Below are 17,726 nucleotides of genomic sequence, written 5' to 3' on the forward strand. Positions count from 1 at the left end.
GGCCGCGCGTCTGCGGGCCGCGCGGCGCACGGCGCGCTCCTCGTCGCCGGTGGCCGTGGCCAGCAGCCCGGCCGGCTCGACGAGCGCGATCAGCAGCAGGTCGTGCGGGGTGGGTTCGACGCCCTCGACCAGGATCGAGCGCAGCCGCCCGCGCAGCACCCGTTCGGCGGTCGGGTCGACCTCGGGGAAGCGGGTGGTGGGGATCAGGCCCAGGATCGTGGTGTGCTCCTCGCCGAGCACGCCGTCGGCGACCAGCCGGGCGGCCACCGCCTCCACGAGCGGGTGCAGCACGACCGGCAGGCGCTGCACCCAGTCGCCCATGGTGCGCGGCTCGGGTTCGGCGGCGACGGCCTCGCGCACGCGTTCCAGCAGCGGGTGCCCGCTCTCGCGGCCCGGGCGCAGGGTCTCGTCCTGGACCGTCACGGCGCCGGCGGCGATGGCGTCGACCAGGACGCCGCCGGTGAGCGCGGTCCACCCCGACAGCCAGGTCGTGCCGCCCTTGTCGCCGTCCAGGGCCAGCAGCAGCATCTCCTCGCTCAGCAGTAGGTCCACGCCGGGACCGTAGCGGCCGGGAACGGGCCCGGCCGGGTGGAGCCGGGTACCGCTCAGCCGCGCTCGGGCGGGCCGGCCGCCGCGGCGATCAGGGCGCGCAGCTCGTCGATCCCGATGGTGGCGCCGCCGGTGCCGGCGTCGCGGGCGGTGCGGGCGTCGGCGAGCTCGGCGCGCAGCCGGTCGAGGTCGGTGTCGGCGCGGCTGAGCAGCTGGGCCTGCGACTCGACCCGGCCGCGGACCGCGACCAGGTCCCGTTGGACGGCGTCGTGCGCGGTGCGCAGCGCGTCGAGCGCGGCGTCGGCGCGCCCGGCGCGTGCGGTCGCCTCGTCGCGTTCGCTGCGCAGGACCGCGGCGTCGGCCCGGGCGGCCAGCAGCTCGGCGCGCAGGCTGTCACGTTCGGAGCCGAGCTCGTCGGCGCGCCGCACTGCCGCGTCGCGGTCGGCGACGGCCTGCCCGGCGCGGACCAGCGCCTCCTGGGCCTGCGCGGTGGCCTGGGTGGCGACCGCGGTGGCGCGGGCGATGCCCTCCTGGGCGCGGGTGCGCTCGGCGTCGCGGTCGGCCATGGCCTGCTCGGCCTGCTGGCGGGCGGCCCCCATCGCCTCGGTGGCCTGCATGGCCTGGCGGGCGGCCGCGGTGGCGCGTTCGACGGCCTGGGCCCGTTCCTTCTCCGCGCGCTCGGCGCGCGCCTCGCCCGCCCGCGCCGCGGCGCCGGCCTCGGCGACGGACTTCTCCGCCGCCTCGGCGGCCGCGGCCTGCTCGGCCCGGGCCCGCGCGGCGGCCTTGTTGGCGGTCTCCACCGCGACCAGCGCCTGCGACTCCACCTCGGCCAGCTGGGCGGTGACCCGCTCCAGCGCGGCGGACAGCGCGGCCACCGGCTCGCGGACGGCCTCGACGTGCTCGCGCAGCCGGTCGGCGTCCAGCCCGAACGCCGTGCGGTCCGAATCCAGCCCGAGCGCGTCGAGTGCCTCGCGCTCCGCGCGGGCCATCTGGGCGCAGCTGCGCCCGCCCGGCCAGCGGGTGTCGCGGCAGAACGTCCGGCGGCGCCCGCCCTGCGGTCCCGGGGCGGGCAGCTCGGCACGGCATCGGCTGTATCCGCAGCGTACGGCGTCGTCGATCACCGAATGACCGTACCAGCTAGCAGTTGTGAAACTGACAACCGGTCGCTGAGTTAGTTTGAACTGAACTACTGACCAACGAAACGGGTATTTCGTTGGGTGCAGCCGGCTCGGACGCCTCCCACTGGGTCCGAAAACTGGGCCCTGTCCCTCGCGGGGCTCAGCGACCGCCGCCGGGGCCGGCCGGTACTCCGCGGGTCCGTTGACTTGTCGCAAGACTTGACCCACTATATTGCGACAATATGTGAGACAAGATTCGCGACAAGAGGGGGCCGTCATGTCGGAGGAAGAGGTTCCCGGCGGGGACCCACTGGCGCGGCCGAGGCGCCTGGAGCCGGCCCGGCTGTGGTTGACCGGGCACGGCCTGGCCGACGTCGAGCCGACGTCGGTGCTGGCGGCGCGCCTGGGGGTCCGGCAGCGGGCGCGCGTCGTCGCCTCGATCGTGCTGGCCGCGTTCCTGATCGGGATCGCCCTCGCCTACGTCAGCACCCTGCCCGTGGACACCACGGTCGAATCGGACCGGACCCGGTCGCTGTGGGTGCTGGCGGCGATGGTGGTCGGGGTCGTACTGGCCCAGGTGCTGCTGGACCGCTGGGTGCGGCGGGTCGACCGGCGGGTCGGCGCGACGCTGGCGCGGCGGGCGGCGCTGCCGGTGCGGCTGGGCTGGCGCACCGTGCTGGGCGTGCCGCGGGCCGCGGTCGCGGCCGGCACGGTCGCCGGTGCGGCGGTGATGGCGTTCGCCGGCCTGGCCGTGTCGGACCCGGGGGCGAACTACGCGGCGGTCCTGCTGCTGCTCGGGCTGTGCGGGGTCGTGGTCGCCACGCTGGTGCAGCTGCACCACATCCTGACCCGCCCCGCCGTCGCCGACGACGAGGACTCGCTGACCGTCGACGTCCTCCTGCGCGTCGAGGACGCCCGCGAGGCCGCCGCGCCGACGGTGGTGTGGTCGCTGCCGGTCGTGTCGGTGCTGGCCACCGCGCCCGGGTGGTGGATCGCCGCCTGGCTGGGCTTCATCGTGCTCGGCGTCGCCGCGTTCCTCGTGGTCACCTGGCGGACCAGGTCGAGCGCCGCGGTGGCCCGGCTCGCCACGGCCCGGTGAACCGGATGATCGTCATCGACCCGGCCTCCCCGGTTCCGCCGTTCGAACAGCTGCGCGCCCAGCTCGCCGGGCAGATCCGGGACCGGACGCTGGCCGTGGGCGCCCGGCTGCCCACCATCCGCCGGATGGCCGGCGACCTGGGCCTTGCCGTCAACACGGTCGGACGGGCCTACCGGGCGCTGGAGGAGGCGGGGCTGATCGAGACCCGCGGTGCGGCCGGCTCGTTCGTGTCCGCGGCCGGCGAGCAGAGCCGCGAACGCGCGCGCCGCGCCGCCGCCGAGTACGCCGCCGTCGTCACCAGCATCGGTCTGGACGCCGACGAGGCCGTCCGCATCGTCCAGGCCGCGCTGGGCGGGGGCGCCGCGGCGTCGCCCTCGTCGTGAGACCCGGGTGCGCGACCTACAGGTCGCGCCCGGTGGCGGCCGCCGCGGCGATCAGGTCGACGTAGTCGCGCAGGTGCACGATGTGCCCGTCCCGCGCGGTGAGCACGGCGATGTTGGGCAACGCGAACCCGCCGGTGGCGGTGCTGGTGCCGATGGCCTCCTGCTCGACGACGATCGTGTCCGGGTCGGCGGTGTCGTGGACGGCGAGGGTCCGGTAGCGCTCGTAGGTCACGGTGCCCGTCCGCCATCCCGCCGCGACCCAGCGCAGGATCTCCTCGCGGCCCTCCAGTCGGGCCGGCACGCCCGGCAGCGTGAACGGGAACTCGTGCACCGCGTCCGGCGCGTACACGCGGCGCATGTCCTCGACGGACCGGTCGATGGCGGCCCGGCGGAAGCGCTCCAGGACCTCCCGTGGACCCGGCGGTGCCATCGGTGCCATGGGCGTGCCTCCCCTGCGTCGATCCGGACCGTGGGCCTAAAGTGAGACACAGTCCGGTTAGTCGGCACGGTAACGGCCCGTGTCCCCGGTCAGCAACGGTGGTGGTCGCCCTGGCCGGGAACGGGTCGCGTCCGCGACGCGCGGACGCCCGACGCAACTACGAGCGGCTGCTGGAGCAGGCGCGGGCGGCGTTCACCGAGTCCGGCGTCGACGCCTCCCTCGACGAGATCGCGCGCCGGGCCGGGGTGGCCAGCGGGACGCTCTACCGGCACTTCCCCACCCGGCTCGACCTCGTCGAGGCCGTGCTGGCCGAGCGGATCGGTGAGCTCGTCGACCTCGGTCGCGGGCTGCTCGACGCCGACGACGCGTTCGTCGCGGTGTCCACCTGGCTGCGCGCGGCGCTCGCGCACGCCCTGACCTACCGGGGCCTGGCCGCCGCGACGATGAGCGCGGCACTGGACGGCGGTGGTGGCGGAGCCGCGGCGGCGTGGCACGCCGAGCTGTTCGAGGTCGGCTCCGCATTGCTGGTGCGGGCGCGCCACGCGGGCGTGATCGACGGCGCCGCCGACGACGCGGACGTGCTGAAGATGGTCGGCGCGATCGCCTGGGCGGTCCAGGACGCGCCCGAGCCCTCGATGCGGGCCGAACGACTCCTGGCGGTGGTCGTGAACGGGCTGCGACCCCACTGAGCCACGGGAATACCGGACGGCCCGGCAACGTCTTCTGTCGTGCAGACTGTTGAACTCTTAATCATTGCGGAGGAGACATGACCGCCGCCCGGTTCGCGAAGGCCCACGGCCTGTTCGACACCAGGGACTACCAGGGCGCGGCCACCCTGCTGGCCGAGCTGAGCACCGAGGCGCCCGACGACCTCGCCGTGCGCCTGCTGCTGGCCCGCGCCTACTACCACTCCGCCCAGCTCACCCGCGCCGAGACCGAGACCCGCACCGTGCTGGCCGCCGACCCCGCCAACGCCTACGCCCACCTGCTGCTCGGGCGCACCCTGCAGCGGCTGAGCCGGCACGCCGAGGCCACCGGCCCGATCCGCCTCGCCGCCGCCATGGGCCAGCGGGCCTGACCACCGACCACACCGACCACCACCCGAGAGCCCGGGAGACACCCGTGAACGCCAGCATCGAGATCGGGATCGACAACTTCGTCGCCGCGGTCACCGACCCCACCGACGGGCGGGCCGTGCCGCCCGCCGACCAGATGCAGCACGTGCTGGCCGAGGTCGTCGCGGCCGACCGGGCCGGCGTGCACACCTTCGGCATCGGCGAGCACCACCGCGAGGGCTTCCTCGACTCCGCGCCGGTCACCATCCTCGCCGCTGCCGCGGCGCTGACCGAGCGGATCCGGTTGCGCAGCGCCGTCACCGTGCTCAGCGCCGACGACCCCGTGCGCGTCTTCGAGAACTACGCCACCCTCGACCTGATCTCGCAGGGCCGCGCCGAACTGGTGGTCGGGCGGGGGTCGTTCACCGAGGCCTTCGGCCTGTTCGGCCTGGACCTCGCCGACTACGACGAGCTGTTCGAGGAGAAGCTCGACCTGCTGCTGCACCTGCGCGAGGACGCGCACCCGCACTGGACGGGCCGCCACCGCGCCCCGCTGACCGGGCAGGGGGTCTTCCCCCGGCCCGTGCAGCAGCGGCTGCCGATCTGGGTCGGCGTCGGCGGCACCCCGTCGTCGTTCGTCCGGGCCGGGGTGCTCGGCCTGCCGCTGATGGTCGCCATCATCGGCGGGGACCCGAGCCGGTTCCGCCCACTGGTCGACCTGTACCGGGAGGCCGGGCGCCGCGCCGGGCACCCGGCCGACCAGCTGGCCGTGGGCGTGCACGCCATCGGCTTCGTCGGCGAGACCGACCAGCTCGCCGCCGACGCCTTCTACCCCGGCCACGCCGAGCTGTTCACCCGCATCGGCGCCGAACGCGGCTTCGGCCCCGTCACCCGCGCCGGCTACGACGCCCAGCGCGGCCCGGGCGGACCGTTCGTCATCGGCAGCCCGGACACGGTCGCCGAGAAGATCACCGACATCTCCACGGCGCTGGGCGGCGTCTCCCGGTTCACCCTGCAGATGACCAGCAGCGTCATGGCGCACGCCACGATGCTGCGCAGCATCGAGCTGCTGGGCACCGAGGTCGTCCCGCGGGTGCACGCGGCAGCGGTCGCCGCCTGACACCGTGACCGGGTCGACGCCCGTCGACCCCCCGGCACGGCTGTGCCAGTGTCGACGGATGCCCAGCACGATCATCCGCACCAGCGCCCGGCCGACGGCGTGAGCGCGCTCAAGGCCGCCAACGACGTCGTGGCCTTCGCCGTGGAGCTCGCGGCGCTGGCCGCGCTGCCCGCGGCGGCCTGGGCGCTGGCCCTCGACCTCCCCTCACGCATCGCGCTCGCGCTGGCCGGGGTGGCGCTGTTCGTGACGGTGTGGGCGCTGTGGCTGGCGCCGCGGGCCGGGCACCGGCTGGACATGCCGTGGCTGCTGGTCGCGAAGATCGCGGTGCTCGGGCTGCCGTTCGTCGCGCTCGCCCTGACCGGGCACCCGGTCCTGGCCGCGGTCTGCGGCGGGCTCACCGCCGCGCACCTCGCCGTCGCCACGGCCAACGGATGGCTCTGAAACCTCGGTAGGGTCCGACCCGATGAGCGCCCCGACCGATCCGCTCGCCGTCCTGGAGTCCCTCGCCGTCCCGGACGCGCCGGCGGTGCGCGAGGCGGCACCCGGTCCGGAGTCCGAGTGGCCCGGCGTCGCCGACCCCGATGTCCTGCGCGCCCAGCTGCTCGACTGGCTGTCCCAGTACGCCAACCCCGGCACCCGGCGCACCTACGCCTACGCGCTGGGGCTGCCCGTCGAGTGGGTCGACCCGCCGCGCGAGCCGGATCCCACCCGCCCCCGCCCACCGGCCGCCGCACCCGGACCCCTGCACGACCTGGCCTGGCTGCGCTGGTGCGCCCGCCACCGCCTCGACCCCCGCACCGCGACCACCGGCCACGTCAAGGGGTGGCTGCACGCCCTCGACGCGGCCGGCGCCCGGCGCCGCACCCGCCAGCGGATGCTCTCGACCGTGGCCGCCCTCTACGGCCACCTCGTCGAGGTCGGGGCGGTCGCGGCCAACCCCGCCGCGCTCAACCGCGCCCGGCTGGGGCTGTCCACCGGGGCCCGCGACGCCTCCCCGACGATCCGGCTCACCGCCGAGCACCTGCGCGCCCTGCTCGACGCCGCCGCCGGCCTCGACCACGGCCGCGGCGCGCACGCCGAGTTCTACCGCCACCGCGCCGTCGCCCTCGTCGCGCTGCTCACCCTGGGCCTGCGCATCTCCGAGGTGGTCGGGCTCGACCGCGCCGACCTCTACCGCACCGGCGGCGAGGACGTGCTGCGCGTGCTGGGCAAGGGCGGGCTGCACCGCGAGGTCTACCTGACCGACCCCGTCCGCCGGACGCTGGCCGCCTACCTGGCCGAACGCGACCGCCTCGCCGGCGACGCCGTCCCGGCGACCCGGGGCCGCGCACCCGGGCCCGGCTCACCGATGATCGCCACCCGCGCCGGTGGGCGCTGCTCCCGCGCCGACCTGTACTCGCTGCTGCGGCGCATCGCCACCGCCGCCGGCCCCGCCCTCGACGGCGTCGCCGACCGGGTGCACCCGCACGCCCTGCGCCACGCCTACGTCACCATCGCCCTGGAGCAGGGCGCCCCCATCCAGCACGTGCAGGCCGACGTCGGGCACGCCTCCATCGCCACCACCCAGCACTACGACCGCGCCCGCCGCACCCGCGCCAGCACCGCCGCCGACCTCGTCGCCGGGGTCCTCACCCCGCCGTCGCCGGAGACCGCCGAGCCGCCGACCCCGTCCTGACCGGCGCCTGATCAGCTCCGACGTCGCACGTGCTGCTCCACGCCGTCGAGCAGCAGGCCCAGGCCGAGCTCCAGGCCGGTCACGGCACGACCAGGCCCCAGACGACGGCCCAGGGGAGGAACGCCAGACCCCCCGCGACGAGCAGGGCGAGCCGCACGTGCTCGACCCGGCCGAGATCGCGACGGTGCCGACGCCACGCCACCGCGGTCGCGGCGGTAGCCAGGACGGTGACGACGGCGAGGCATTGCAGGGCGAGCCACGGAACCGGGCGGCCCAGCACCACCGGCCCGATCAGGTTCCCGCCGCTGGCCAGCACGAACAACACGTACAGCAGCGAACCGGGGGTTGCGACCAGGCCGGTGGCGGCGAGCAGCCGGGCCGGACCCCGCGTCGGGGGCGCACCACGTGCCCCGCCGACCCGGCGCGCCGCGGCGGTCACCGGATAGGCGGCCAGGCCGAGCAGGATCACCATCAGCACGACGGGGTGGGCCGCGAGGAACACGTGCCACGGCGACGGTGAGAGATCGACGGCCGGCGCGGACTGGGTCGGCGCCGGGCCGACGCTCGTGCCGGGCGGCGGTCCGCCCGCCAGCGCCTCGACCCAGGACGCCTCGTAGTCGCCGTAACCGGCGGGGAGGTCGACGATGCGGTCGAAGCCGTCATCGTCGGTGGCGTGCAGGTTGTGCGCGACCGCGGGGACGAACCGGATCGTGTAGTGGCTGTTGGCGCCCCGGTCCAGAGCCTGCCGGATCAGCCGGCCGCTGTCCGCCGGCGGGACTGCGCGGTCGAGCTCACCCCATTGCGCAAGCACCGGCACGTCCACCCGTTCCCAGGCCGGGAACGGGTCGAAGCCCGCCTCCGGGAACAGGCCCGCCTCGACCGTCCACCGTACGGACGTCACCTCCAGCGCGCGCACCATCGACCCGGAGACGTCCGCGTGCCGCAGCCGTTGGCCGAGGTTCCACGAGGACTGGGTGGCCGGCGTCATCATCGCGGCGCCGACCGTGATCAGGAACTTCACGTCGGTGGAGCGGTTCGCGGCCAGGGGCGCGACGAACGCTCCCTCCGACTGCGCCCACAGCCCCAGCCGTGCCCGGTCGACATCGGGACGGGAACGCAGCAGCTGCAGGCCGGCGAGCGCGTCGTCGGCCAGTACCCCGTAGTCACGGTGGAACAGTGAGTAGCCCACGGTGCGCTTGCTGTAGAGGAGCGTCACGATCCCGCGACGGGCGAAGGCCTCCGCCGCCGGGCGCAGCTCCTGCACGTCCCGGTTGCCCGCCCCCTGCAGCATCACCATCGCCGGTCGGCCCGTCGTGCCCGACGCCGGGGCGAGGACGGTGCCGTGCAGCACCACCCCGCCTGCGCCCGTGAAGGACACGTCGGTGACGGCCACTTCCGGCTGTGCCGTCGGTGCCGGATCGGCCGCCGCGGGGACGGCAGGCGAGGCGGCCAGCGCGACGAGCGCCGCGATGACCGGCCAGCATCGTCGGGCCCGACCGCGCCCACCTGCCACTGCGTCAGTCCGAGCCGTCGGTCTGATCCGGCTCATCACGCGCCACATCGCATCTGCCTTCTTCCGCGCTCCGCCGACGCGCACCGTGCTCGCGCCGTCCCGGCGGATCAGCCTCCGCGGCCGGCGGTCGGCGGACCACGGTCGCTGCACCCCAGGGCGACCGGGTGCACGCCCCCGCACCTGCCGGGGTGCCAGCACCCTGACGCTGGACGAGCCGGCGCCCTAGAGTCCGATCAAGAAGCCAGGGCGTCGCACCACCCGGTCGCGGCAGAGCGAGAGGATCGTCGGGATGCGGGACCGGGTCAGGCGCGCGGCAGCCGAGCTCGGGCAGTTGCTGACCGCGGCCGGCATCGGCCTGGCCGGACTGTTCCTGCTGGTCCTGATGCTGATCTCGGTGCCGGCCGGCCTGGTGGCCGGCGTCGGGATCCCGCTGTTCGTCACCGCATCCCGACTGGCCCGCCGGCTCGCCGATCTGCAGCGCCGCCGGGTCGGTGCGGTGCTGGGCCAACCGATCCCCTCCCCCTACCCGCCGCTGCCCACGGGCCTGTTCGCGCAGGCCCGCGCGCTGGTCCGGGCCTCCGCCACGTGGCGGGACCTGACCTGGTCGCTGTGCCAGCTCGTGGTGGGGGTGGCCGGCGCCGGGCTGGGCCTCGGGCTGTGGCTGACGGCCGGGCAGTGCCTGGTGGCCCCGCTGCTGCGGGTCGTGCTGCCCGCCGACGCGACGTTCGACCCGGTGGTACTGGAGCTCGTGGGCCGATCCGGTCCGACGACGTGGTTGCTGGTCCCGGTCGGGGCGGCGCTCGTGGTCGTGGCCCATCGGGTGCCTCGCCCCGTCCTCGTCGGGCAGGCCCGGCTGGCAGCCGCGCTGCTGGAGCCGACCGCCGCCGTGGCGCTGTCCGCACGGGTGGACGAACTGACGGCCACCAGGACAGCAGCGGTCGACGCCTCCGCGGTGGAGCTACGCCGTGTCGAACGCGATCTACACGACGGAGCGCAGGTCCGCCTCGTCGCGGTGGCGATGAGCCTGGGCATGGCCGAGGACGTGATCGACTCCGACCCGGCGGCCGCGAAGGCGCTGATGGTCGAGGCGAAGGCGGGCACCGGCGCCGCCCTCTCCGAACTCCGCGACCTCGTGCGCGGCATCCACCCGCCGGTGCTGGCCGACCGCGGTCTGCCCGGGGCACTGCAGGCCCTGGCGCTCGGCGGCGGCATCCCGGTCGAACTGGACGTGCGCCTCGACCGACGGCTGACCGATCCGGTGGAGTCCGCGGCGTACTTCGCCGTCGCCGAGGGCCTGACCAACGCGATCCGGTACAGCAGCGCGCACCGCATCCAGGTCGCCGTCCTCGATGAGGGCCGTGTCCTGCGCATCCGCGTGCGTGACGACGGCCGCGGCGGCGCCGACCCGACCCGCGGCACCGGGTTGCGCGGCATCCGGCGCCGGTTGTCGGCCTTCGACGGAACCCTGCGCGTCAGCAGCCCGGTGGGCGGGCCGACCGTGCTGGACATGGAGCTGCCGTGCGCGTCCTGATCGCCGAGGACCAACTGCTGCTGCGCGACGGGCTGACCCGCATGCTGACCGCGTACGGGCACGCCGTGATCGCAGCCACCGACGACGGAACGCACCTCGCCGAGTCGCTGGTCTCGCTGCGCCCCGACGTCGCCGTGATCGACGTCCGGCTGCCCCCGACGTTCACCGACGAAGGGCTGCGCGCCGCCATCGCCGCCCGCACCGCGGTGCCCGGCCTGCCCGTGCTGATCCTCTCCCAGTACGTCGAACGGCTCTACGCGCGCGAGCTCCTGTCCGATGGCGCCGGTGCGGTCGGATACCTCCTCAAGGACCGCGTGGGCGACGTCCGGCAGTTCGTCGACGCCATCCGGCAGATCGCCGGGGGCGCCACCGTGATGGACCCGGAGGTCGTCACGCAGCTGCTCGACCGGAACCGCACCCTCGCCGGCGGCCTCACCCGGCGGGAGGAGGACGTGCTCCGGTTGATGGCCGAAGGCCGCTCCAACGCCGCCATCGCCACCGCCCTGGTGATCACCGAGAAGTCGGTGAGCAACCACATCAACACGCTCTTCGCCAAACTCGGCCTGGCCCCGTCCAGCAGCGACCACCGCCGCGTGCTGGCCGTCCTGGCGTTCCTCGACCAGTGACCTCAGCGCCCGTGGAATCGAGGACGACCGCGAACCGCTGACCGGCCGACCGGCCCGACCCCTGAGACCCCGGGCTACCCGGGCCGCCGCGCCGGCGCGCAGCAGTCGACCGCGCACGTGGCGCCGTCGGCCGTGCACCCGAACCCGGGCACCTCGCCCAACCGGCGCGGCGCGGCGCCCTCGACATGTTCGGCGATCAACTCGACGACCATGTCCGCGAACCGCGGATCCGGCCCGGCCGTGGCCGCCCGCGCGAACCCCATCCCCAGCTCGGCGGCCTTCTCCGCGGCCTCGGTGTCGAGGTCCCAGACGACCTCCAGGTGGTCGGAGACGAACCCGATCGGCGACACCACGACCGCCCCCACCCCGCGCCCGGCCAGCTCGTCGAGGTGGTCGACGATGTCGGGGGCCAGCCACGGCACCCGCGGCGGCCCCGACCGCGACTGCCACACCACGTCGAAGTCGTCCTCGCCGAGCTCCGCGGCCACCAGCCGGGCCGCCTCCCGCACCTGCTTCGAGTACAGCCGCCCACCCTCCGCGGGCGGCCCCCCGGCGACGTCGGCGGCCTCGGGCACCGAGTGCGCGGTGAACACCAGCCGCGGCCGCGGCCGCGCCGGCAGCGTCGCCACCGCCGCGCGCACCGCGTCGGCGTTGGCCCGCACGAACAGCGGGTGGTCGAAGAAGTGGCGCAGCTTCACCAGCCGCGGCGCCGCGTCACCGACGGCCTTGCGGGCGCGGGCGATGTCCTCGTCGTACTGCCGGCACGCCGAGTACCCGCCGTAGGCGCTGGTCGCGAACACCACCGCCCGCCGCACACCGTCGCGGACCATCTCCTCGACGGTGTCCTCCACCATCGGGTGCCAGTTGCGGTTGCCGAAGTACACCGGCAGATCGGTGCGCTCGCGCACCGCCGCGATCAGCTCGCGGTTGCGGGCGTTGATCGGGCTGACCCCGCCGAAGTGCTGGTAGTGCTCCTCCACCGCGTCCAGCCGCTCCGGGGGCACCCCCCGCCCGCGGACCACGTTCTCCAGGAACGGCCGCACCTCGGCGGGACCCTCCGGACCGCCGAAGGACAGGACCAGCAGCGCGTCGAACCGGGAGTGCTCCACGCCCCGATTAGACACCCACCGCGTTGAACCCGCCGTCGGCCCACACCATGGTGCCGGTCGTCGTCGGCAGCCAGTCCGACAGCAGCGCGCACACCGTCTTCGCCACCGGCACCGGGTCGTTGACGTCCCACCCCAGCGGGGACCGCTCGTCCCAGACGTCCTCGAACTTCGCGAACCCCGGGATCGACTTCGCCGCCATCGTCCGCACCGGACCGGCCGCCACCAGGTTGACCCGGATGCCCCTGGGACCCAGGTCCCGGGCCAGGTAGCGGTTCACCGACTCCAGCGACGACTTCGCCACGCCCATCCAGTCGTAGGCCGGCCAGGCCTGCCGGTTGTCGAAGTCCATGCCCACGATCGAGCTGCCCGGACCCAGCAGCGGCAGCAGCGCCACCGCCAGCGACTTGTAGGAGTAGGCGCCGATGTGCAGCGCCACCGCCACGTCCTCCCAGGGCGCCCCGAGGAACGCACCCTCGCCCAGGCACGACGCCGGCGCCCCGGCGATCGAGTGCAGCACCCCGTCGAGCTTCGGGTCGTCACCCAGGTGCGGGCTCACCCGCTCCACCAGGCTGTCGAGCTGCTCCTGCGAGGTCACGTCCAGCTCCACGACCGGCGCGCCCTTGGGCAGCCGCTGCGCGATCCGCTCCACCAGCCGCATCCGACCGTAGCCGGTGAGCACCACCTCAGCGCCCTGCTCCTGGGCGATCCGCGCCGCGTGGAACGCGAGCGACGCGTCGGTGATCACTCCGGTGATGAGCAGGCGCTTGCCGTCGAGCAGTCCCATGGACGGGCCTTTCTGGGTGGGATGTGTACGGGCCGCGGCGAGGGCTCAGTGGCCCATGCCGAGGCCGCCGTCGACCGGGATGACCGCGCCGGTGATGTAGCCGGCGCCGTCGGAGGCCAGCCAGGTGACCGCCGCGGCGATCTCCTCCGTGCTGGCGTAGCGACCCAGCGGCACCTGCCCGAGGATCTCCTTGCGGCGGGCCTCGCTGAGCTTGCGGGTCATGTCGGTGTCGACGAACCCGGGCGCGACGACGTTCGCGGTGATCCCCCGCGACCCCAGCTCCCTGGCCACCGACCGGGCCAGCCCGACCAGCCCGGCCTTCGCCGACGCGTAGTTCACCTGCCCCGCCGAGCCGAGCAGCCCGACCACCGACGACACGAACACCATCCGCCCGGCCTTGGCCTTGAGCATGCCCCGCGACGCCCGCTTGGCCACCCGGTAGGCCGCGGTCAGGTTGGTGTCGACCACCGAGGTGAACGACTCCTCGCTCATCCGCATGAGCAACCCGTCGTCGGTGATGCCGGCGTTGGACACCAGCACCTGCACCGGGCCGTGCTTGTCCTCGACCGTGCTGAACGCCGCGTCCACCGCGGCCGAGTCGGTCACGTCGCACTGCACCGGCAGCAGCTCGCCGGGCAGGTCGTCCACCGGGGAGCGGTGCGTCACCGCCACCTGGTCGCCCTGCGCCGCGAACGCCGTCGCGATCGCGAGCCCGATACCGCGGTTGCCACCGGTCACCAGCACGCTGCGTCCCACGGCGCCCACCCTAGGGCGTAGCGCCACCCGGCACAGGCACGGCCCGCGGGACCGCTCACCCCCCGGCGGTCAGGAACCCCCGGACCGCGCCCACCCACTCCGCGCGCCGCTCGAAGTGCGCCGCGTGCCCCGCCCCGGGCACCACCACCAACCGGCTGCCCGGCACCGCGGCGTGCAACCGGCGCGCCACCGCCACCGGGAACCCCAGGTCGTGCTCGCCGTGCAGCACCAGGACCCGGCGACCGAGCTCGCGCAGCACCCGCTCCGGGTCACGCGGGCGGGGAGGGCGCAGCCGCCCGGCGAGCCAGGGGGCGTTCCAGTCGCCGGAGAACCGGACGCGCCCCAGCACCGCCCGCCAGTCGTCGAGCAGACCGAGGTCCCACACGTTCATCGGCGCCGCGGCCATCGCCATCGCCCGCGTCTTCCCGGCGTCGTCGAGCGCCGGGTCGGCCAGCGCCGCGGCGACCCCGGCCGACACCGCCGGCTCCCGCCGCCGGTACTCCGCGATGCGCCCCAGGTCGTCCTCGACGTCCGGGTAGGCCGTCGTGGAGGCCAGCACGAGCCGGTCGACCAGGTCCGGATGGCGCTCGGCGAGCAACATCGCCAGCTGCCCACCGTAGGAGAACCCCAGCACGTCCACCCGCGACAACCCCAACGCCGCGACGACACCGGCCGCGTCGGCCACGCAATGGTCCGGCTGATAGGCGTCGCCCGGCAGGTCGCGGCTGCTGCGCCCGCAGCCCCGCAGATCGAGCAGCACGACCCGGCGCACATCGGCCAGGTCGTCGAGCGCCGGCAGCAGGTACGAGTGGTCCCACCCCGGACCGCCGTGCAGCACGAGCAGGGTCGGCAGCTCCAGCGCGCCGTTGCCGCGCATGAACAGCGCCACCTCACCCACCGCGACGTGCTTCAGGACCAGCACCCGCCGCTCCCCTCACCCGCCCTACGGCAGCCGCCGCCCCAGCGCCAGCCCCGCACCGATCCCCACCACCAGCAGCATCGCGCCCCCGGCCAGCCACGGCCTGCTCACGTCCACCCGGCGCGTCTCGTAGCCGATCTGCTCACCCAACTCCGCGTAGACCTGGCGCAACTCCTCCTCGGTCGCCGCGGTGAAGAACTGCCCACCCGACAGCTCCGCGATCCGCTGCATCGACGCGTCGTCCACCGCCACCGGCGTGCGCTCGCCCTTGTTGATCTCGATCGAGCCGTACTCCGTGCCGAACGAGATCGTCGAGACCGGGATCCCGATCTCGTGCGCCCGCCGCGCCGCGGTGAACGAGCCCCGCGGCTCCTCCTCCGGCGTCACCCCACCGGGCACCGTCTGCTTCCCGTCGCTCATCAGCACGATCCGCGCCGGCGGCGGCCCCTCCTCGGCACCCGCGATGGCCTGCGAGAACGTCTCGACCGACTGCAACGCCGCGAACACCGCCTCACCGGTGGCCGTGGACTCCGACAGCTTCAACCCGTCGACCGCCCGCTTGACCGGGTCGCGGTCGGCCGTCGGCGACACCAGCACCGCCGCCGTCCCGGCGAACGACACCAGACCGAGGTTGATCCCGGGCGTCAACTGGTCGGCGAACGCCTTCGCCGCCGCCTGCGCCGCCGCCAACCGGCTCGGCTCCACGTCGGTGGCCTGCATCGACAGCGACACGTCGATCACCAGCACGACCGTCGCCCGGTTGCGCGGCACCCGCGCCTCGGCCATCGGCCCGGCCAGCGCCACCGTCAGCACCGCCAGCGCCGCGATCAACCCCGCCGCCGGCACGTGCCGCCACCAGCCCGGCCGGCTCGGCGCCACCTTGTCCAGCAGCGCCAGGTTCGTGAACCGCACGACGTCCCGACGCCGCCTGCGCAGCAGCACCACGTACGCCACGACGAGCGCGGCCACCACGCCGAGCAGCAGCAGCCACCACGGCTGCGCGAACACCATGCCTACCGCCCTCCCCCCGACCAGGCGCGCTTGCGGGCCAGCGCGAACCGCACGATGTCGGCCACCCAGTCGGAGTCGGTGCGCAGGGTCAGCTGCGCCGCCCCGCACCGGCGCAGCGTCGCCGCCACCCGCTCCCGGTGCTCCGCAGCCGCCGCCGCGAACTCCCGGCACAGCAGCGGCGTCGTCACCACCTCGCGCTGGCGACCCGTCTCCGGATCGGCCAGCACCACCGTCCCCACCTCGGGCAGCTCCAGCTCCCGCGGGTCGAGCACCTCGACGGCCAGCAACTCGTGGCGCGTCGACAGCGCCCGCAGCGAACGCTCCCAGTCGGGCTCGCCCAGGAAGTCCGAGATCACCACGGCCAACCCGCGCCGCCGCGGCGGCCGGCGCAGCTTCTCGATCGCCGCCGCCAGATCACCCCGCGTGCCGGTGGGCGCGGGCGGCGTCTGCGCGACCCGGCGCAACAACCCCCGCGCGTGCGCCAGCCCACCACGGGCCGGGATCCGCACCGTCTGCGCACCGGTCGCCACGACCGCACCGATCCGATTCCCCCCACCGCGCGTCAGGTGCGCCACCGCGGCCAACGCGGCCACCGCCAGGTCGCGCTTCTCGCAGTCGGCCGTGCCGAAGTCCAGGCTCGGCGACAGGTCGAGCACCACCCACGTCTCCAGCTCGCGATCGGCCACCGTCTCCCGCACGTGCGCCTCGGTGGTGCGCGCCGTGACCGCCCAGTCCATCCGCCGCACGTCGTCGCCGGGCTGGTACGCCCGCGCCTCCCCCGGCTCGCTGCCCGGCCCGGGCACCAGCCCCAGGTGGTTGCCCTGCAGCAGACCGTCCAGCCGCCCCCGCACCGTCAGCTCCAGGGTCCGCAGCGCGGTCTCGATCTCCGCCCCGCGCAGCGACGGCGGGGCGCCACCGCGCCGGCGCCCGACCGCGACCGGCGCGGACCGGGCGTCCGGGGCCGGTGCCGCGCTCACGCCGACGAGTACTGCGAGGGGCTCGCCGACCCGGGCCCGGCCGGCCCCGTCGGGCGCGCGGTCACCTGCGGCAGCGGCACCGTGGCCAGCACCCGCGAGATGATGTGGTCCATCGGCACCTGGTCGGCCACCGCGTCGTAGGACAGCACCAGCCGGTGGCGCAGCACGTCCGGGGCGACGTCGAGGATGTCCTGGGGCAGCACGTAGTCGCGCCCGCGCACCAGCGCCAGCGCCCGCGACGACGCGACGATCCCGAGCGTCGCGCGCGGCGAGGCGCCGTAGGACACCCAGCCCGCGATGTCGGACAGGCCGTGCTCGGCCGGCGTGCGCGTGGCCACCACCAGCCGCACGACGTAGTCGACCAGCGCGTGGTGCACGAACACCCCGGACGCCGACTTCTGCAGCCTGCGCAGCTCCTCGGGATCGATCACCTGCTGGGCGACCGGCGGCTCGGCCCCCATCCGGTAGACGATCTCGCGCTCCTCCTCCAGCCCCGGGTACTCGACCACGATCTTGAACAGGAAGCGGTCGCGCTGGGCCTCGGGCAGCGGGTAGACGCCCTCGTTCTCGATCGGGTTCTGGGTGGCCAGCACCAGGAACGGGTCGGGCATCGGGTAGCTGCGCCCGCCGATCGACAGGTGCCGCTCGGCCATCACCTCCAGCATCGCCGACTGCACCTTCGCCGGCGCCCGGTTGATCTCGTCGGCGAGCACGAAGTTCGCCACGATCGGGCCCAGCTCGACGTCGAACTCCTCGCGGCCCTGCCGGTAGATCCGGGTGCCCAGGATGTCGGCCGGGACCAGGTCCGGGGTGAACTGCAGGCGCGCGAAGCTGCCGCCGACGACCGTGGCCACCGTCTCGACGGCCAGCGTCTTGGCCACGCCGGGCACGCCCTCCAGCAGCAGGTGCCCCCGGGCCAGCAGGCCCACCAGCATCCGCTCGACCAGCCGGTCCTGCCCGACGATCACCCGCTTGATCTCGAAGACGACGCGCTCCAGGCGCTCCCCGTCGTGCGCGGGGCTGTGCTGCGGGTTCGGCCCGGACTCCTGCGCGCTCACCGGC

At 75.0% G+C, this 17,726-nt stretch carries 20 protein-coding genes; 9 read left to right on the forward strand and 11 right to left on the reverse strand.

Going from position 1 to position 17,726, the window contains the following annotated elements; all coding sequences use genetic code 11:
• Both KIK08_RS20570 and KIK08_RS20575 read right to left on the reverse strand, forming a co-directional pair.
• Positions 1-552, reverse strand: a 552-nt coding sequence (locus KIK08_RS20570) for a GOLPH3/VPS74 family protein (RefSeq protein WP_214404837.1), incomplete at its 3' end; no start/stop codon positions are given.
• A 53-nt stretch (positions 553-605) separates the two neighbouring features.
• A complete protein-coding gene (locus KIK08_RS20575; protein ID WP_214404838.1) occupies positions 606-1,670 on the reverse strand; it encodes a coiled-coil domain-containing protein in 1,065 nt (354 codons plus the stop codon).
• Between the two features lie 274 nt (positions 1,671-1,944).
• Here KIK08_RS20575 and KIK08_RS20580 point away from each other — a divergent pair, with 274 nt between their 5' ends.
• Complete coding sequence (locus tag KIK08_RS20580; protein ID WP_214404839.1) at positions 1,945-2,766, forward strand: hypothetical protein; 822 nt, start codon at positions 1,945-1,947, stop codon at positions 2,764-2,766.
• Positions 2,767-2,771: 5 nt separating this feature from the next.
• Positions 2,772-3,149, forward strand: coding sequence for a GntR family transcriptional regulator (locus KIK08_RS20585; protein ID WP_214404840.1), 378 nt, complete (start codon positions 2,772-2,774; stop codon positions 3,147-3,149).
• A 16-nt stretch (positions 3,150-3,165) separates the two neighbouring features.
• On the opposite strand, the gene KIK08_RS20590 is transcribed toward KIK08_RS20585, so the two are convergent.
• Positions 3,166-3,588: a nuclear transport factor 2 family protein gene (locus tag KIK08_RS20590; RefSeq protein WP_250557431.1), complete on the reverse strand. Its 423-nt coding sequence runs from the start codon at positions 3,586-3,588 to the stop codon at positions 3,166-3,168.
• A gap of 98 nt (positions 3,589-3,686) precedes the next feature.
• On the opposite strand from KIK08_RS20590, the gene KIK08_RS20595 reads away from it, so the two are divergent.
• The 5 genes from KIK08_RS20595 to KIK08_RS20615 all read left to right on the forward strand — a co-directional run bounded on the left by KIK08_RS20595 (position 3,687) and on the right by KIK08_RS20615 (position 7,438).
• Positions 3,687-4,277: a TetR/AcrR family transcriptional regulator gene (locus KIK08_RS20595; RefSeq protein ID WP_214404841.1), complete on the forward strand. Its 591-nt coding sequence runs from the start codon at positions 3,687-3,689 to the stop codon at positions 4,275-4,277.
• Positions 4,278-4,354: 77 nt separating this feature from the next.
• Entirely contained in the window at positions 4,355-4,666 is a 312-nt protein-coding gene (locus KIK08_RS20600; RefSeq protein WP_214404842.1) for a tetratricopeptide repeat protein, read from the forward strand.
• 44 nt (positions 4,667-4,710) lie between these two features.
• On the forward strand, positions 4,711-5,763 hold the full coding sequence (locus KIK08_RS20605) for an Atu2307/SP_0267 family LLM class monooxygenase (protein WP_308257762.1): 1,053 nt from the start codon (positions 4,711-4,713) through the stop codon (positions 5,761-5,763).
• 48 nt (positions 5,764-5,811) lie between these two features.
• Positions 5,812-6,204, forward strand: a complete 393-nt coding sequence (locus KIK08_RS40100) for a YrdB family protein (RefSeq protein ID WP_214404843.1) — start codon at positions 5,812-5,814, stop codon at positions 6,202-6,204.
• Between the two features lie 22 nt (positions 6,205-6,226).
• The gene (locus KIK08_RS20615) at positions 6,227-7,438 is read left to right on the forward strand and encodes a tyrosine-type recombinase/integrase (RefSeq protein WP_214404844.1); all 1,212 of its coding nucleotides are present in this window, start codon (positions 6,227-6,229) and stop codon (positions 7,436-7,438) included.
• A gap of 79 nt (positions 7,439-7,517) precedes the next feature.
• Here the strand turns inward: KIK08_RS20615 and KIK08_RS20620 are convergent, their stop codons facing one another.
• Positions 7,518-8,816: an alpha/beta hydrolase family protein gene (locus KIK08_RS20620; RefSeq protein WP_214404845.1), complete on the reverse strand. Its 1,299-nt coding sequence runs from the start codon at positions 8,814-8,816 to the stop codon at positions 7,518-7,520.
• Between the two features lie 424 nt (positions 8,817-9,240).
• Here KIK08_RS20620 and KIK08_RS20625 point away from each other — a divergent pair, with 424 nt between their 5' ends.
• Together KIK08_RS20625 and KIK08_RS20630 are read left to right on the forward strand one after the other, a co-directional pair.
• Positions 9,241-10,482: a sensor histidine kinase gene (locus KIK08_RS20625; RefSeq protein ID WP_214404846.1), complete on the forward strand. Its 1,242-nt coding sequence runs from the start codon at positions 9,241-9,243 to the stop codon at positions 10,480-10,482.
• Positions 10,470-11,108, forward strand: coding sequence for a LuxR C-terminal-related transcriptional regulator (locus KIK08_RS20630; RefSeq protein WP_214404847.1), 639 nt, complete (start codon positions 10,470-10,472; stop codon positions 11,106-11,108). The genes KIK08_RS20625 and KIK08_RS20630 overlap by 13 nt, the downstream gene beginning before the upstream one ends.
• A 74-nt stretch (positions 11,109-11,182) precedes the next feature.
• Here the strand turns inward: KIK08_RS20630 and KIK08_RS20635 are convergent, their stop codons facing one another.
• The 7 genes from KIK08_RS20635 to KIK08_RS20665 are packed head-to-tail and all read right to left on the reverse strand — an operon-like array spanning position 11,183 to position 17,722.
• On the reverse strand, positions 11,183-12,217 hold the full coding sequence (locus tag KIK08_RS20635; protein WP_214404848.1) for a ferrochelatase: 1,035 nt from the start codon (positions 12,215-12,217) through the stop codon (positions 11,183-11,185).
• Positions 12,218-12,224: 7 nt separating this feature from the next.
• Positions 12,225-13,001: an enoyl-ACP reductase FabI gene (fabI, locus tag KIK08_RS20640; protein WP_214404849.1), complete on the reverse strand. Its 777-nt coding sequence runs from the start codon at positions 12,999-13,001 to the stop codon at positions 12,225-12,227.
• Positions 13,002-13,046: 45 nt separating this feature from the next.
• Positions 13,047-13,757 carry a 3-oxoacyl-ACP reductase FabG gene (fabG, locus tag KIK08_RS20645; protein ID WP_214404850.1) on the reverse strand — a complete coding sequence of 237 codons (711 nt, stop codon included), beginning with the start codon at positions 13,755-13,757 and terminating at the stop codon, positions 13,047-13,049.
• A gap of 55 nt (positions 13,758-13,812) precedes the next feature.
• Entirely contained in the window at positions 13,813-14,679 is an 867-nt protein-coding gene (locus KIK08_RS20650) for an alpha/beta fold hydrolase (protein WP_214404851.1), read from the reverse strand.
• A gap of 21 nt (positions 14,680-14,700) precedes the next feature.
• The gene (locus tag KIK08_RS20655) at positions 14,701-15,687 is read right to left on the reverse strand and encodes a VWA domain-containing protein (protein ID WP_214404852.1); all 987 of its coding nucleotides are present in this window, start codon (positions 15,685-15,687) and stop codon (positions 14,701-14,703) included.
• Positions 15,688-15,689: 2 nt separating this feature from the next.
• Entirely contained in the window at positions 15,690-16,664 is a 975-nt protein-coding gene (locus KIK08_RS20660; RefSeq protein WP_214404853.1) for a DUF58 domain-containing protein, read from the reverse strand.
• Positions 16,661-17,722 (reverse strand): AAA family ATPase, encoded by a 1,062-nt coding sequence (locus KIK08_RS20665; protein ID WP_214404854.1) that lies wholly within the window; start codon positions 17,720-17,722, stop codon positions 16,661-16,663. Before KIK08_RS20665 ends, KIK08_RS20660 begins: the two co-directional genes overlap by 4 nt.
• Positions 17,723-17,726: the final 4 nt, after the last annotated feature.

The sequence above is a fragment of the Pseudonocardia lacus genome (assembly GCF_018531445.1).
GTDB lineage: Bacteria > Actinomycetota > Actinomycetes > Mycobacteriales > Pseudonocardiaceae > Pseudonocardia > Pseudonocardia lacus.

What these genes read in the sequence shown, in the direction of transcription:
- KIK08_RS20580 (WP_214404839.1), top strand. Translation starts at nt 1,945, where the DNA reads ATGTCGGAGGAAGAGGTTCCCGGCGGGGACCCACTGGCGCGGCCGAGG.
- KIK08_RS20585 (WP_214404840.1), top strand. Translation starts at nt 2,772, where the DNA reads ATGATCGTCATCGACCCGGCCTCCCCGGTTCCGCCGTTCGAACAGCTG.
- KIK08_RS20590 (WP_250557431.1), bottom strand. Translation starts at nt 3,588, where the DNA reads ATGGCACCGATGGCACCGCCGGGTCCACGGGAGGTCCTGGAGCGCTTC.
- KIK08_RS20600 (WP_214404842.1), top strand. Translation starts at nt 4,355, where the DNA reads ATGACCGCCGCCCGGTTCGCGAAGGCCCACGGCCTGTTCGACACCAGG.
- KIK08_RS20615 (WP_214404844.1), top strand. Translation starts at nt 6,227, where the DNA reads ATGAGCGCCCCGACCGATCCGCTCGCCGTCCTGGAGTCCCTCGCCGTC.
- KIK08_RS20625 (WP_214404846.1), top strand. Translation starts at nt 9,241, where the DNA reads ATGCGGGACCGGGTCAGGCGCGCGGCAGCCGAGCTCGGGCAGTTGCTG.
- fabI (WP_214404849.1), bottom strand. Translation starts at nt 13,001, where the DNA reads ATGGGACTGCTCGACGGCAAGCGCCTGCTCATCACCGGAGTGATCACC.
- KIK08_RS20655 (WP_214404852.1), bottom strand. Translation starts at nt 15,687, where the DNA reads ATGGTGTTCGCGCAGCCGTGGTGGCTGCTGCTGCTCGGCGTGGTGGCC.